Origin of the sequence: Streptomyces sp. NPDC001231 (genome assembly GCF_042896885.1) — a bacterium.
GTDB lineage: Bacteria > Actinomycetota > Actinomycetes > Streptomycetales > Streptomycetaceae > Streptomyces.
On the sequence record NZ_JBIAXS010000047.1, the window covers coordinates 1 to 14,213 of the forward strand.

The following is a 14,213-nucleotide window of genomic DNA, read 5'->3' on the forward strand; positions in this document are numbered from 1 at the left end:
CGTCGGGCCGCCGGTACACCCCGGACAGCCACCCGTCGAGGATCGCGTACGGGTCCGGGGTGAGGATCGTGTTGCTGCTCATGGCGCCACTTTAGAGATCGTCTCAGTTGGTCAATCTCCGATAGCAGATGAGGGTGGCCGCGATGCCGGCGAAGGCGAGGAAGTGTTCGGCCTTGCGTTCGTAGCGGCGGTGCAGACGGCGGCACCCGGATAGCCAGGCCACGGTCCGCTCCACCGTCTAACGGTGACGGCCCAGGCGCTGGGAGGACTCGATACCCTTGCGGGCGATGCGGGGTGTGATGTTCCGAGAACGGAGCCATTTCCGCAGGTGGTCGTAGTCGTAGCCCTTGTCTCCGTGCAGCTTGGCGGGGCGGCGTCGACGTGGTCCACGGCGAGATCGGATGGGCGGTATGCCGCGAACGAGGGGTTCGAGAGCCTGGCTATCGTGAGTGTTGGCGGCGGATATGCCGATAGAGAGGGGCAGACCGGTCCGCTCCGTGATCAAGTGGATCTTCGATCCCTTCTTGCCGCGATCGACAGGATTCGGGCCTGTCAGCTCCCCCCTTTGAGAGCTCGCATGTTCACGGAGTCAATCGCGCATCGCGACCAGTCCAGATCTCCCCGGGCGCCGAGTTCGTCCAGCACCAGGCGATGGAGCTTCGCCCACACCCGTGCAGCGGACCACTCGGAGAAGCGTCTGTGGACGGTCTGCCACGACGCGCCGAAGACCGGCGGCAACTGCCGCCAGGTGCATCCCGAGGTGGCGACGAAGATGATCGCGGCAAGTACAGCGCGATCATCAGCTCGCCGACGGCCACCGCCCTGCGGCCTCGTGGGGATCGGCGGTCTCACAGCCCGGAACAACGCCCACAGCCCCTCCGGCACCAGCCCCTCAACGAAGCCCATCGAGTACAGCCCCCTCCGTCGGTTCCGGACTCACCGAATCGTCAACGGCCGTCCCAGGCGCCCCGAAACGCGCGAGGTAGTGCCACACTTTCTTGATCGCCTGGGGGTCGTGGTGGCCGGCACGCGCTGCGTCCCCGATGATGCGCGGATTGAGTACGCCGTCGATGGCAATCTGTGCGCCCAAGTCGACGTACTGCTGACCGCGGTAGCTGGGATGACGGAGGAGTTCTTCGACCTTGAGTCGGAAGCCGGGGTGCCACTCCACGGGGCAGCCCAGGCGCAGGGCCGCAACCTCGACAGCCGTACCTCGATAGCAGGGGTCCAGGACCAGCGCCTCTGCGTGGCAGTTGGGTCGCACAGACCCGTGGACCTGCGCCTCGATGTAGTCGTCGAGGTCGTCCTGACGATCGGCGAGGGCAAGCTCGATGAGCCCCATGCGGGCCGCGACACCGAAGTCTGATGGTTCAAGGAAACTGTCCGGGTAGCAGAACGTGGTCCGCGCCAGCGTCTCGGCTGTCAGCCGGAAGTGGGCAGAGCCGAACCGCGGTGCCCCGCCGACGGGCTTGCGGCGGAAGTTCAACGCCCCATAGACGGGCCGCTCATGGGTGGGCGCTTCGTCGTAGGCCCCGTCGAAGATCCGGCTCTCCCAGCGCCACCGGTCGCCGCCGGGATATGCGGTCAGTCCGCCGTTGCTGGTCCCCGTGACGAACTGCGAGTGGTAGACACCGTCCTCGGCCATGGCATCCAGGATCGGCTTGCCGTGTAGCAGCCGGTCTGGGTGGAAGTTGAGGGTCACCCGCAGCGTCGGGTCCATCGGAGGGCCCGACGCCAGTTCCGCGACATGCCCAAGGGCCCGTTCGTGTGATGTCTGGGAGGCTGCGGAGCTCATCCGCACAGTGTTCCTCAAGCTGATCGACGGCTGCACGCGGATTGTCTACCGACAGTCCGGCCGTGCGGGAGACGGAGCTTTGAACACCAATCGAGACGACTCTTAGGAACTGCGGGCGGCGGCCCGGCCCCGAGGGCGGACGTCTGTGCAGTGTGCGTACGCGTCACGCAGCGCCCGTTCGTAGGAATGGCGCGGCGGTCCTGGTGATTCGGCGTAAGGGCTGACGCGTCGTCTACCTCCAGTCTGGACGTCCCCGTCTGAACTTTACGGAACAGACTGGCTCCCCAGCCAAGTGCCGTGGGGTGGAGCGGCGCAGCGCCGTTCCGGCACTTTCCGTACGGAGATCAGCCACTTCTCGGCACTCGGTGAGGATGGCCAGTCTGTTCCGTAAAGTTCAATTGATGGACTGCACCGTCGCGACGACGCAGTCCCCGTGGACGCGCGCTTACGAAGCCCCTCGAAGTAGGTGTGAGCGAATCTGCCGACGCCGCTACCCGTGGGACGGCATCCCACAAGACTGCACCTCGCCGCCCGCACGACGTTGGCCTGGAGGACTTCTAGGGGGATCGCCGAGGTAAGCCCAAAAGGGGCCACGAGATGATCTTGAAGCTCTAGTGAGTCACCGTACGGTCGGCGGTTGGGCCCGGGGGCTGGGGAGTTCGCAGGCCTGGAGGGCGGCGAAGTCGGCGTGGGCCGCCTCGACCGCTTCGGGGTACGCCTCGCGCTTGGCGTGCTCGGCGAGTGCTCGGTAGACGCTGGCGACAGACGGGCTGCGGCCACTGCGCTTGCCGGTGGGGATGATCAGGTCGGGCTGGATCTGCTCGACGGACTCGCCGTTCGCCCTCCGCCGGAGCACGGTGTGCAGCATGTCGTCGGTGATGACCGGCGGCCGGCCGCCGTGCTTGCCCTTGCGGGCCGCGGTGTCGAGCCCCTCCAGCGTCGACTCGCGGATGTTCTCCCGCTCGGTCTCCGCCATCGCCGCGAAGAACGCGAACAGCAGCGGCGCCGCGCCGGTGGGGTCGTAGATGCCGGGCAGAGGCCCGGAGAGCATCTCCAGGACCAGGCCGTGGGCGGTGAGGTGATCGGCAAGCGCGGTGAGCTCGGCGGCGTCGCGGCCGAGGCGCTTCATCTCGTACACGGTGAAGATGACCCGGCAGTGCGGGGCGTGCGCCTTGATCTCCCGCGCCGTCCTCAGCGCCTCCTCGAACTTCGGGCGGACCCGCACCCGGGTGCTGATCTTCTCGCTGAAGATCTTGTCCCGGGGGATGCCGTGCGCTGTGAGGGCGTCGAGCTGGGAGCCGAGTTCCTGGCCGAGGGTCGAACAGCGGGCGTAACCGATGCGGATGTCCGCCCCCGGGGTGTCCGCGACGGCCGGAGCTGGGGGTGGAGTGCCGGGCCGCCAGGGTTTGCCGGGGTTACGGTCCGCGGGGATGGGCACCCTCAGCGCCTTCTTCAGGCGGGGCACCCGGGTGAAGCGGCGAGTGTGGTAGGCGGAGGCGACCGCGCCGCCGCGCGAGCGGCACGGTGAGCCTGGCTGTGCGTCACACTTCGGACATGCGTGCTGCTCGATGTCGTCCGCGTCCGACCGGTCGGTTGGGGAGGGCTGCTGAGGGTCCGTCATGGGCCCGGATTTTCGCACCATGCAACTCTCAGAAGGGGGTCCGTCCCTCTTTTGAGTGAGAACAGGTTCTGAGAACCCGCTCAAGATCAACGGGGGTTCTGCGGCCCGTTCTTGATCTTACTCGGGCAAAGGACCGTTTATGAGAAACACCGCCCGAGACGGTCATCATGCACAGCGAAGGCGGAAGTCCCCGATCGCGCGGATCGGGGACTTCACCAAGGGCCGCCGGAGGGATCCTGTTGCGGCCCCGGGGTGCCGGTGCCGTTTACGCGGCGGAGGTGAGTTCGGCGTGGCCGAACAACAGCGCGTGGCCGGTGGGGAGCTGGTGGAGGATGCGGGTGATGAGGTCAGGGCCGGCGTGGGCGGCGACGGCCGCGAAGACGGAGCCGGTGTCCCAGCGGGTGGTGGCCAGGGAGGCGCCGGAGCGGGCGGCGAGGTCCTTGACGAAGGCCCAGCCGGTCAGCGGCTGGGTGTCGGGGATCTGTGCGGTCAGGACACGTGCGGCTTCCAGGGGCAGGCAGGCGGCAAGGTCGACGCGTTCGTCGCCGGTCAGCTGGCGTCCCAGCCCCGCGAGAACCAGGCGGACGGCTTCCTCGGCTCTCTCGCGGGTGGGGTAGGCGCCTTCGTAGCGGACCTTCTCCAGCATCTGCTCATACGCCGTCGAGTACGGCTGCTGGTGCTCAGCCGGTACGCGCACGTCGGTGATCACTGCAGTGCATGCCTTTCGTAGAGTGGTGCGGGTGTGTGGCACCGAGGTAGGGGTCAGGTGGGCTGGGGGCGGCCGAAGAGGAGGTCGTAGCCGGCGGGGAGCTGGAGCAGGATCTGCCCCAGCAGGTCCTCGCCGGCCGTGTCGGCGACCGTGGACAGCACGGCGCTGACGTCCCAGGTCGCGGTCTGCTCGGTGGCGCCCTCGATCCAGGCCGCGGTCGCCCGCACGAACCGCTCCGGGGGCAGCGGTTCGGCGCTCTGCAGCGGGTTGAGGAGGATCAGGGCGAATTCCTCCGGGAGACGTGCCGCGAGCTGGGCGCGAACCTCGCCGACCAGATGCGCGCCGAGCAGGGCGAGCACCACACGGGCCGCGCGCTCGGCTTCCTCCACAGTGCCGTACTCGCCGCGCTCCTTCACGTGGTCGAGGAACGCTTCGCGTCGCAGAGTCATCTCGCCGCCACCCCTTCTTGTTCTTCGGCCTGCCCACGGGGGTGCGGAGGGCGGGGTGAGGGGGAGATCAGGTGCCCGTCCTCCGCACCTGTCCGGCCGGTGTCAGCCGGAGATCTCCTTGTGGCCGGTCCCGACGCCGATGGAGATCTTGCGGGGCTTGGCGCGCTCGGCGATCGGGATGCGCAGGGTGAGCACGCCCGCGTCGTAGTCGGCCTGGATGTGCTCGGTGTCGAGGGTGTCGGCGAGCACGATCTGGCGGGAGAAGACGCCCAGCGGCCGCTCGGACAGCTCCATCTGCACGTCGTCGGCCTTCGCCACCGGCCTGCGCTCGGCCTTGACGGTCAGCATGTTCCGCTCGACGTCGATGTCGATCGCGTCCGCGCTGACGCCGGGAAGGTCGAAGGCCACCACGTACTCGTCACCCTCGCGGTAGGCGTCCATCGGCATCGCCGACGGCTTCGACCAGGTGCCCGGGCCCATCAGCTGCTGCGCCAGCCGGTCCAGCTCACGGAAGGGGTCAGTGCGCATCAACATCGTGAAAACACCTCCAGCAGGTTCAGGCAGTTACTGCCAATGCGCCTCACTGACACCGTTGTAACATGTCATCCAATGGATGACAAACACGATGTCGTCTACATGATGACAACCCGAGGGAGGTGCCCGTGACCGCACCCGACCAGCCGGTCTCCACCGACGCCGACGCCCACAGCCCGGCGTCGTTCCTCGCCGCCGCGGCGGCCCTGAAAGCCATAGACAACGCCCTGCGCGACGCCCAGCACGAGACCCCCGACACCCTCGGCGCCGGGCCGGCCCCGGAGCAGGCCCTCGCCTCGCTGATGCTGCTGCGGCAGGTACGTGAGCGGCTCGCCGGATGGGAGACCGGCCTGATCGAAACGGCCCGGGACGCGGGCGCCAGCTGGGCCGACCTCGCCTCTCCCCTGGGTGTCGCCAGCCGCCAGGCCGCCGAGCGCCGCTACCTGCGCGGCCGCCCCGGCCCGGCCGGGACCACCGGCGAACAGCGCGTGACGGCCACCCGTCAGGCCCGGGCCGCCGACCGCAACACCGCCACCTGGGCCCGCCGCAATGCGGCCGACCTGCGCCGCCTCGCCGGCCAGATCACCGCCCTCACCGACCTTCCCCCCGCCGCCCGCCGCCCGCTCAATGAGCTCCACGCGGCCCTCGCCCACAACGACCCCGCCGACCTCATCGCCCCCCTGACCGCCACTCGCCCCCACCTGGCCGCCGCCCACCCCGACCTCGCCGCCCGGCTCGACACCCTCACTCCCCCCTGACCCCGCCCGGTGCCCCGCAACAGCCCAGTCAGCCTCCGCCCCCGGGCGAACCCCCGATTGCCCTCGAAGTCCGGCGGCAGATCGTCCTCCGGGTTACGCCACCGGTTCGCCCCCGGCGCCCAGATCTCCCGCCGACGCAGCGCATCCCGCCAGCTGACCAGCACACACAGCTCGTAGAGGATGGCCAGCTTCCTCGTCCGCGCCTCGTGGGTTCGCGCCGGGGCATCACTCATGCAGGTGTGTTTGCGGCAGAACTACACGCATCGAACCTGAAGAAAATCTGTCGCGGTCACAGTAGACATTGGCTCGTCGCAGGGTTATTTTTTCCGTGTACCCAGGAAGTCGAGATGGGCACGGCAGAGATGAACTGCCGCGCATGCAGGTCAAGCAGGACGCCCCACGGGGGCTGCGAGCAGTACCCGCGTTATCCAGCAGTACGACCGTGTAGCCGAAGGTAAAGGAGCAGACGCCATCAGGATCGCCCGGGCGAGGAAGAAGTCCGCCCGGGTACCGCAGGCCCCGGATTGGAAGGTGGTCCCCGGTCACGCATCCGCGATCCCCGCAGCCCCGCCCTCCCAGGCGGAACCTGCGGACAAAGAAGGCCGGCGCAGTTCGCCGGTAGATGGTGTTGAAAGCTCGGGGCCCGGGTGCCGTACGGCACCCGGGCCCCCCGACGTGTCCCCTGAAAGAAGAGGTCTATGCCCCCTGCCAGTTCCCGTCCCGTCGACAATCTCGACGATGACGACTACCCCGCCTACACCATGGGCCGGGCCGCCGAGATGCTCGGCACCACCCCCGCCTTCCTCCGCGCCCTCGGCGAACACCTCCTGATCACCCCGCTGCGCTCCGAAGGCGGCCACCGCCGCTACTCCCGCTACCAGCTGCGCATCGCCGCCCGCGCCCGCGAACTCGTCGACCAGGGCACCCCCATCGAAGCCGCCTGCCGCATCGTCATCCTCGAAGACCAGCTCGAAGAAGCCCGGCGCATCAACGAGCACCTGCGCACACAAGGCCGCGAGTCGCAGTCGAAGAACTCAGCCTGAATCAGCACGCCGATCCTGGGGCAACACCGGCCAGCGGACGATGCTGCCGTCACCGGCCGCGCCGCCATAAGCACCCTCGATCAATCGTCCATGGACTTCATGATGCCGCCCCGGCCGCGGCCTCTCAGGCGGCCTGACCGAAGCCAGCCGCGGCCGGGTCCGCCTCGCGCAGCGGGGCGAAGTCCACGTCCAGCTTCGGGTCGTACGCCTCGGGCTGGATGCCGAGCTCGTGCGTGCTGTACTCGCCGAACCGGTTGATGTGCTCGGTCAGGTACGGCGAGATGTGCGCCAGGTCCTCCGGCTGGATCGTCCAGCCCTCCTCCAGCAGCTGGCGGACGATCTCGGCGATGTCCAGGGCATTGTGAAAAATGACCGCGTTCGTGAGCAGAGCGTTGAATTTCATCGCCTTCTCCTGCTCGACCGGGTCGTTGTCGGCGATGACGCCGCGGTTGCCGAAGCCGCCCCACTGGGAGAACCGGTTGAACGACTCGACTTTGTTCGTCGCCGCGGTAACCCGCCTGCGCAGCGGCGCGTCGGAGAGGTAGCGCAGCAGTTGCACGGTGCGGATCACACGGCCGACCTCGCGGAACGCGGCGTACGTGGCGTTCTTCTTGGAGCCCGACCGCAGCCGCTTCAGCAGCGTGGAGGAGGAGATCGCCCCCTCGCGCACCGAGACGGCCACCCGCATCAGGTGCCGGAACTGCGATTCGATCAGGTCCCAGTCGATCACGTTCCTGCCCGGCTCTCCGAACAGGGCGTCGATGTGCACGTACTCGCTCTGCTTGCTGGGCCGGTAGAACGTCGAGTCCTTCCAGTTACGGATGCGGGGCATCAGGTCGAAGCCCAGCAGGTGGGCCAGCGCGAACACCGGGAAGCTCTGGCCCTGGGTGTCGGCGTGCACCGTGGTGGGCTTCACCTCGGACGTGTTCTTCAGCAGGCCCTCGATGATGTAGACCGCCTCCCACACCCCGCACGGGATGAAGTGTGTGAACAGCGCGATGTAGGTGTCGGAGATGTGGTGGTAGGCGATCCCGCCCGGCTTGCCGTATCTGACGCTCGTCTCGGCGAGCAGGTTGTCGAGGTAGGTGTCCATGTGGGTGCCGTCCGCGGCTACCGCGGTGCCGTCGCCCCATGCCTGGGAGATGTCCAGCTGGGCGTGGGCGTTGACCAGGTCGGCGACCGCCTCGTTCAGCAGCACGATGGAGAAGTGCCGGTTCGCCGTGTACGACAGCTCGTGCCCGCTCACGCCGGGGATGTGCCGGGCGGCCTCGTACGGGCCCATGTTCGTGCCCTTCACGAACGTCGTGATCACGTAGCGGCCGAACGGGTCGGCCAGCTTCGGCTCGTTGCCGGAGGCCGGCCCGAAGCGGCGCCACCACTCCACCCAGTACGCCGTGCGGGCCAGGATGCCCATCAGGGAACGCTCCGGCATCCTGGCCTTGATCTCTTCCTCCAGCCGCTTGGCCGAGGGCCGCTGACCCTCCGAGCGGTGCGGCTTGAGCGACGGGATGCCCGTCTCCGGGTCGATGATCAGGCCCTCGTTGTCCGGGTATCCGGCGTCCGCCGCCGCGGCGGCATCCCGCAGCTTGTCCTCCAGCTGCCGGCGGAAGAATCCGGCGTCGAACTCGGCCGTCTCGCCCTCCTCGCAGAGGCCGACCTCCACCAGGTAGGCGCCCAGCTTCTCCTGCACGGCCTCCCACGCCAGCAGCTGCTTGGACCAGTCGGCGCACTCCTCGGAGCCGACCACCGCGACGTCGCCGGTGCGCAGTTCCTCGGCGAGGGCGGTGAAGACCATGGCCTCGAAGTGCTTGCGCACGAACTGCCACGGGCGTGTCTTGTCGCACGCGGCCTTGCGCCAGTTCTGGGTGGCGAAGGAGATGTCCACCTCTTGGCCCATCTCGTCGAAGGCGGTGATGTACTCACCGCGGGCCGCCTGGTGCCGCCGGGCGTGCGCGAGCGCGTCCAGCAGCCGCCCGTCCTCGCTGGTGGCGGTGAACTCCGGCTTCTCCGCGAGGTCGAACATCACCGCCCGGTCCCGGCCGATCTGCCCGTACAGCAGCACCTCCCAGAAGTTGCCGTGATGGGCGGAGACCTTCTCGATCTGCTCGTACTGCTTGTCGAACCCGCCGAACTCCTCCACGGTCTGGGTGACCGCGCTTAAGCCCCCGGCCGGGCACCACCAGGGCCTTCGCCAGGGCGAGCAGAGCCGGGGAGACCTCCCCATCCAGCCGCTGGGCCACCTCATCGAGCGATGCCGCCTCGTCCAGGCCGTCCAGCGCCTGCCGGGTCTCGGCGGTCATGGCCGCGGCCTTGACCAGCGCGGCCTGGGCCGGGCCGTCGGCGTCGATGTTCTTCAGCATCGTGCGGTAGTTACCGATCAGGGCCTCGACGATCTCCCGCTCGGCCAGCCGGATCTCCTCCAGCTCCTGCTTCGCCTTCTTGACCTTCGTCGCCACCCGCTTGCAGAACATCGTCGCCAGGTCGTCGCGGACCCTCATCCTCGCCTTGTGCACCAGGCACGCCACCAGCGCGATGCGCTTGACGGGCCTGTAGTCCCGCAGCTCCGCCACGCCGGCGGCATCCGCCTCCCCGGCGAAGTCGGTGACCTTCCCCGCGGCCACCCCGTCCATCCACACGTCCGTGTCGCCGAGCCCGTCCACCCACTCCAGCCGCTTGGTCAAGTTCTTGAAGTGCGACCAGCTCGGCCCCTGCGCGGGCCTCTTCAGCCGGTTGAACAACGTGGTGCCGTCGCCGTCGCGTTCCTCCAGCAGCCGTGCCAGGCCAGCCCGCTCCGCCGGGCTGATTCGGTCGTGGACGCCGTCGCAGATCGCGGTATTCACCTCGCGCCGGATCTTCGAGGCCATCGCGTCAAAGGTGGAGAACGCCGGCAGCTCCAGCCCGGCCTCCACCACCTTCTCCAGCGCGATGTTGATCAGGTCCGCCGGGCGGTTCTTCGCCGCCGCCTCCTTGCGGATCGACTGCTCGACGATCCGCCGGGCCTCCGCCTGGTCGTAGAGGACCCCGACCCGCTTGCGGACCAGGCCCCGGTGGTTCTTGGCGGTCTTCTCCGCCTGGTACACCGGCAGCGTGCCCTCCGGCAGCTCCACGTGACGCCGGACGAAGTCCACCACCATGTCCGGGACGTCCTCCAGCTTCGGGAAACACTCCATGCGCTGATACGACTTCAACATCAGCAGTAGCGCCAGCAGATGCTCATCGCAGTCCGTGGCATCGGACGCCCATGCCAGCTCCTCGCGCGTCGGCGAGAAAAACAAATGCAGCTCATGCGCGGTGATCAGCCGCTTGAACCGCGGATACGCGGTCCGCTCGATCGAGGTCACAACCCACCCCAGGCCTCAGACGATGGTCAACATCACCACCAACGACACTGAGCCGAACGGGTGACGGGCCGGGCCTCTCAGCGGTTCAAGATCATCCCATGGCCCCTTTTGGGCTCACCTCGGCGATACCCCTTCTACGGGCGCCTCGGCTGGAAGGAAGTCGGCCGGTGGCCCGGCGCTCTCCGGCTCGCCGCAGGCGACGACCGCGACGAGATTCTCATGATCCTCACCCCACTCTGATCCGGACGCTTAGGGCCGGGGGTGCGGGTTTGCGGGCCCACCGGCCGGGTTCGACCCTGCTGCGGCCGCTCCGAGTTCTCGCCGGACCGCAGTTCGTACCGGGCTCGCATCGGTCAGCCCGAAGTGCTCGCGGGCGCAGTGCTGGAGCTGGATCGGCAACGTGGGCATGCGGGCGGGTCAGCGTCCGCCGGGCCGCGCTGATCGCGATGCCCGCCGACTCCCGCAGCTGGGCGTCGAGGTCGGCTGCCCTCTCGGCGCCCTGGCACTCGCGCCGACGCCGAAGGAATCCGAGGGTCACTCGTGGTGGGCGACTTTATGCGTCTGGGCGGACGAGGTGGGTGAGCGCGCGCAGGCCTGCGACGACTTCGGGGGCGCGGGGGGCCCGGTCGGGGTCGGTGAGCCATTGCGTCATCAGGCCGGTGAACAGGGCGAGTTGGGTCGCACCGAGGGTGCGGGCGGTCGCGTCGTCGACCTCGTCCTCCGGTGTGCCGCGCAGCAGGGCGGCGAGGCCCCGGCGGCCGTGGACCTGGCCGCCGGAGAGGTAGCGGCGCAGGTCGTCGGAGTGTTCCGCCTGCACCAGGGCTTCGAGTGTGGCGAGCCAGAGTTTGCGGTCGTCGGTGAAGGAGTGGATGACGGCCGCCCATAGAGCCTCGTAATGCTCGGCTTCGCTCGCGCCTTTGGTGCCGTATGACGACAGGGTGCGGCCGAGCCGGGTGCCCCATTCGTCGATCGCCTCGATGAGGGCGGCGGTCAGCAGCGCCTCGCGGGAGCCGAAGTGGTAGCCGATGGCCGCCATGCTCACGCCCGAGGCGGCGGCGATGTCGCGCACGGTGATCCTGGCCCAGCCCTTGTCCTCGAGGCAGCGCCGGGCTCCGGCCAGGAGGTCCTCACGGTTTCCCATGACAGCACAGGCTATCGGACGGCTTGCGCAAATGCCTTAGACGTTCGATCTATACAAGCGTATTGCGCGCTTGCTCAATTCGTGACTATGGTCGTGCCGTCCACATCGGGCCACGCCCCAAGGGAGCTGCGATGTACCGCGCCACCACCGTCCGACGCCGCCGCCTGATCGGTCTCACCGCCGCCGCGCTCGCCGCAGGAACACTCCTTCCCCTCGGTGCCGCCCCGGCCGACGCCGTATCTGCCCCCAGCCCGGTGGACTCGCTTCAGCGGCGCGCGGAGCCGCTCGGCGACCTGGGCGGCGTGGTCCGGATGGTCGGCGATGCGCGCGTCGTCGGCCTGGGCGAAGCCAGCCACAGCGGCCACGAGTTCTTCACTCTCAAGCGACGTGCCTTTCAGAAGTTGGTGGCCACCCGCGGCTTCACCACGTTCGTCCTGGAAGCGAGTTGGAGCACCGGGCTGCGCCTCGACAACTACGTGGCGCACGGCGTCGGCGACCCGGCACAGATCATGCGCGAGGAGTTCCAGGGCCAGTACGTCTTCTGGAACACCCAGGAATACCTGGACCTCATCCACTGGATGCGCCACTACAACCTCACGCACCCCGACCGGCCCAGGCTCCACTTCGTCGGCAATGACCTCGGATACCCAGGACCGGACGCCTTCGACCAGGTCGGTGCCTACGTCAGCGCCCACCGACCCGGTCTGGCCAAACGCCTTGACTCCCTGTACACAGGGCTGAAGCCCACAAGAGGAACCCAGGCAGGCACCTGGATGAACGAGCAGTTGAGCAAGGACTCCTCGCTTCGCCGCGCCGAGGCCGACCGCGCCACGCAGGCCCTTGCCCTCCTGCGCGCAGCGGGCCGGCCCAAGGGACCCGCGGGAGGGGCGTACGACTGGGCCGTGCAGAACGCCACCGCCGTCGCGCAGAGCTTCACCGGCTACGCCTTCCCCGACGAGCAGTTCTCCGAGCGGATGCGCTACCGCGACCAGGTGATGGCCCACAACACCGCCTGGTGGCTCGCCCACACGAACGGCAAGATCCTCCTTGCCTCCAACAACAGCCATGTCGCCTACACCAGCGACAACCCTCAGGAGTTCCCCGAACCCGTCGGCGCGTTCCTGCGCAAGAAGCTCGGCGCTAAATACATGAACATCGGCCTGACCTTGGGCCGGGGCAGTATCAACGCCCTGCCCGACTTCACCGCGCAGCAGCCGAAGATGTACACCGTGTCGCCCGCCCCCGCCGACCACAACGAATACACCCTGGACCGGGTCCGCTACCGGGACTTCGCCCTGGACCTGCGCACCGCCCCGGCCGCGGCCCGCGACTGGCTCACGACCGCCCGCCCGACCCGCTCCTACGGCCTGTACTGGTCGACCGAAGATCCTCAGACCGCCCTAGCGCGTTCCTACGACGTGCTGATCCACCTACACCAAGTCGAAGCCGCGCACCTCCGATGAACTCGCGCTGCCCCGTCATCACGCATGTCGCCGGCAGCCGACTGGCACGCCGCGCTCGCTGCGAGTCCGGACTTGAATGAGACGCTGACGCACGAGATGTCTCACGCAGGTCGGGGGATCGCAGGAGCGTGATCCGGATGCCGTTGACGAACGTGTCGCGGCCTGTGAGGGCAACCCCTGCCGCGCGTTCCGGGTCGAAGGGGCACAGGTCGTCTCCTGACAAGGGGCCAGTCATGCGCCGTCACACCGCTGTTGCCGCCTTGATCGCGTGTTCCGCGCTGCTGCCGGTCACGGGATGCGCACGCGACGCCGACCAGACGGTTGTCACCGCCCTGATCAGGTCCGCGCCCGGGGCGGTACCGGACGTGGACGCGTGCTTACGAAGCCCCTCGAAGCAGGTGTGAGCGAATCTGCCGACGCCGCCCAACGATCTGAGCGGCCTGTAGCGCGCCGATGGTCATTGGGCCGAACTAGAAGCATGACCACCCCTGCCCCGTGAGCCGCACGACGGCTGGCCGGACGAGGCCGAGCGAGGCAGGGAGCGCCGCGGCCGGCCCGCATCGCCCGCCTGGACAGGGGTGCGGCGCTCCCCCCGTGGCGCCGCACCCCGACACGACCAAGGGCCGCCTCCGCGTCCATGTCCGTCACGCTGTGTCTCGCCACGCTCGGGTTTCTCAAGGTCTACGAGGGCACCACGACCCGCCCCGAGGTGCGCAAGGCGATCGCCGAGCTGAGGGGACCCCGTTGGGTACTGGAGGCGGCCCTGCGGCGTCGGCGACTCCTCACGCTGCCGTGTGACGTGCCGGACGCGCCAAGGTGACGTTAGGCGGGCTGCGGGGCGGGCGTCGCCGGAGCGGCCGCGACCTTGCGGGTCTCGCACATTATCAGCAGGCCGTTGACCACCATCAGTGTCGCGGTCAGGCCGTGGACGCCGAGCGCGGTGGCCACGGAGCCGTGGTGGGCCAGCACGGTGGTCATGTCGCCGTACGCGGCGAGGGCCTCCACCAGCAGCGCCCAGCCCAGCGCCCGGCGGTGGCCCGTCACCAGCAGGATGCCCAGGACCAGGGCCAAGACGACGTCGCGGATTCCCTTGATGATCAGGAAGCCGTCGCCGTCGCCGGACGGCCAGCTCGGCAGGCCGAAGCCCGGCGCCGTCGTCTCCGGGCTCAGGATGAACTCCACCCCGAACCAGAGGATGAAGAGGATGAAGGCGGCGGCCAGGACGGTGTTGATCTTCTTCAGCGACATTGTTCTTCTCCTTGCAAGTCTTCGTCAGCTTGGTGAGCTTCGTGGAGCTTGCTGAGTCGTGTGGAGCCTGATCAGGCCGCGCGGACGCGGCTGATCGAGGGGCGTATCTTG

13 protein-coding genes and 2 pseudogenes are annotated in these 14,213 nt (G+C 68.6%); 5 read left to right on the forward strand and 10 right to left on the reverse strand.

Annotation, left to right across the window (positions count from 1 at the left end):
* Nucleotides 1-103: 103 nt before the first annotated feature.
* From ACFY3J_RS36230 to ACFY3J_RS36255, 6 genes and pseudogenes are all read right to left on the reverse strand, one after another.
* Nucleotides 104-906: pseudogene (locus ACFY3J_RS36230) on the reverse strand (IS5 family transposase).
* Complete coding sequence (locus ACFY3J_RS36235; protein WP_390842651.1) at nt 893-1,795, reverse strand: DUF3626 domain-containing protein; 903 nt, start codon at nt 1,793-1,795, stop codon at nt 893-895. Before ACFY3J_RS36235 ends, ACFY3J_RS36230 begins: the two are co-directional and overlap by 14 nt.
* Before the next feature lie 619 nt (nt 1,796-2,414).
* Entirely contained in the window at nt 2,415-3,416 is a 1,002-nt protein-coding gene (locus tag ACFY3J_RS36240; RefSeq protein WP_390842652.1) for a recombinase family protein, read from the reverse strand.
* Between the two features lie 265 nt (nt 3,417-3,681).
* Nucleotides 3,682-4,125: a DUF2267 domain-containing protein gene (locus tag ACFY3J_RS36245; RefSeq protein ID WP_384186322.1), complete on the reverse strand. Its 444-nt coding sequence runs from the start codon at nt 4,123-4,125 to the stop codon at nt 3,682-3,684.
* Nucleotides 4,126-4,178: 53 nt separating this feature from the next.
* Nucleotides 4,179-4,574: a DUF2267 domain-containing protein gene (locus tag ACFY3J_RS36250; protein ID WP_384186325.1), complete on the reverse strand. Its 396-nt coding sequence runs from the start codon at nt 4,572-4,574 to the stop codon at nt 4,179-4,181.
* A 102-nt stretch (nt 4,575-4,676) separates the two neighbouring features.
* Complete coding sequence (locus tag ACFY3J_RS36255; protein WP_384186328.1) at nt 4,677-5,108, reverse strand: Hsp20/alpha crystallin family protein; 432 nt, start codon at nt 5,106-5,108, stop codon at nt 4,677-4,679.
* 128 nt (nt 5,109-5,236) lie between these two features.
* On the opposite strand from ACFY3J_RS36255, the gene ACFY3J_RS36260 reads away from it, so the two are divergent.
* Both ACFY3J_RS36260 and ACFY3J_RS36265 read left to right on the forward strand, forming a co-directional pair.
* Complete coding sequence (locus ACFY3J_RS36260; protein WP_384186331.1) at nt 5,237-5,866, forward strand: type III effector protein; 630 nt, start codon at nt 5,237-5,239, stop codon at nt 5,864-5,866.
* A gap of 698 nt (nt 5,867-6,564) precedes the next feature.
* Nucleotides 6,565-6,909, forward strand: coding sequence for a helix-turn-helix domain-containing protein (locus tag ACFY3J_RS36265; protein WP_351623164.1), 345 nt, complete (start codon nt 6,565-6,567; stop codon nt 6,907-6,909).
* 124 nt (nt 6,910-7,033) lie between these two features.
* Here the strand turns inward: ACFY3J_RS36265 and ACFY3J_RS36270 are convergent, their stop codons facing one another.
* Nucleotides 7,034-8,932 (reverse strand): transposase, encoded by a 1,899-nt coding sequence (locus ACFY3J_RS36270; RefSeq protein ID WP_390842673.1) that lies wholly within the window; start codon nt 8,930-8,932, stop codon nt 7,034-7,036.
* Complete coding sequence (locus tag ACFY3J_RS36275) at nt 8,829-10,250, reverse strand: DUF4158 domain-containing protein (protein WP_390842653.1); 1,422 nt, start codon at nt 10,248-10,250, stop codon at nt 8,829-8,831. Before ACFY3J_RS36275 ends, ACFY3J_RS36270 begins: the two co-directional genes overlap by 104 nt.
* Nucleotides 10,251-10,382: 132 nt before the next feature.
* Between ACFY3J_RS36275 and ACFY3J_RS36280 the strand changes: the two are divergent.
* Nucleotides 10,383-10,490 (forward strand): annotated as a pseudogene (locus tag ACFY3J_RS36280) (GNAT family N-acetyltransferase); the annotation flags it as partial.
* Nucleotides 10,491-10,803: 313 nt separating this feature from the next.
* Here the strand turns inward: ACFY3J_RS36280 and ACFY3J_RS36285 are convergent.
* Nucleotides 10,804-11,391 carry a TetR/AcrR family transcriptional regulator gene (locus ACFY3J_RS36285; protein ID WP_384186336.1) on the reverse strand — a complete coding sequence of 196 codons (588 nt, stop codon included), beginning with the start codon at nt 11,389-11,391 and terminating at the stop codon, nt 10,804-10,806.
* Between the two features lie 131 nt (nt 11,392-11,522).
* On the opposite strand from ACFY3J_RS36285, the gene ACFY3J_RS36290 reads away from it, so the two are divergent.
* Both ACFY3J_RS36290 and ACFY3J_RS36295 read left to right on the forward strand, forming a co-directional pair.
* Complete coding sequence (locus tag ACFY3J_RS36290) at nt 11,523-12,854, forward strand: erythromycin esterase family protein (protein WP_390842654.1); 1,332 nt, start codon at nt 11,523-11,525, stop codon at nt 12,852-12,854.
* A gap of 637 nt (nt 12,855-13,491) precedes the next feature.
* Complete coding sequence (locus tag ACFY3J_RS36295; protein WP_384186341.1) at nt 13,492-13,674, forward strand: hypothetical protein; 183 nt, start codon at nt 13,492-13,494, stop codon at nt 13,672-13,674.
* A gap of 2 nt (nt 13,675-13,676) precedes the next feature.
* Here the strand turns inward: ACFY3J_RS36295 and ACFY3J_RS36300 are convergent, their stop codons facing one another.
* Entirely contained in the window at nt 13,677-14,102 is a 426-nt protein-coding gene (locus ACFY3J_RS36300) for a DUF4267 domain-containing protein (protein ID WP_390842655.1), read from the reverse strand.
* Nucleotides 14,103-14,213: the final 111 nt, after the last annotated feature.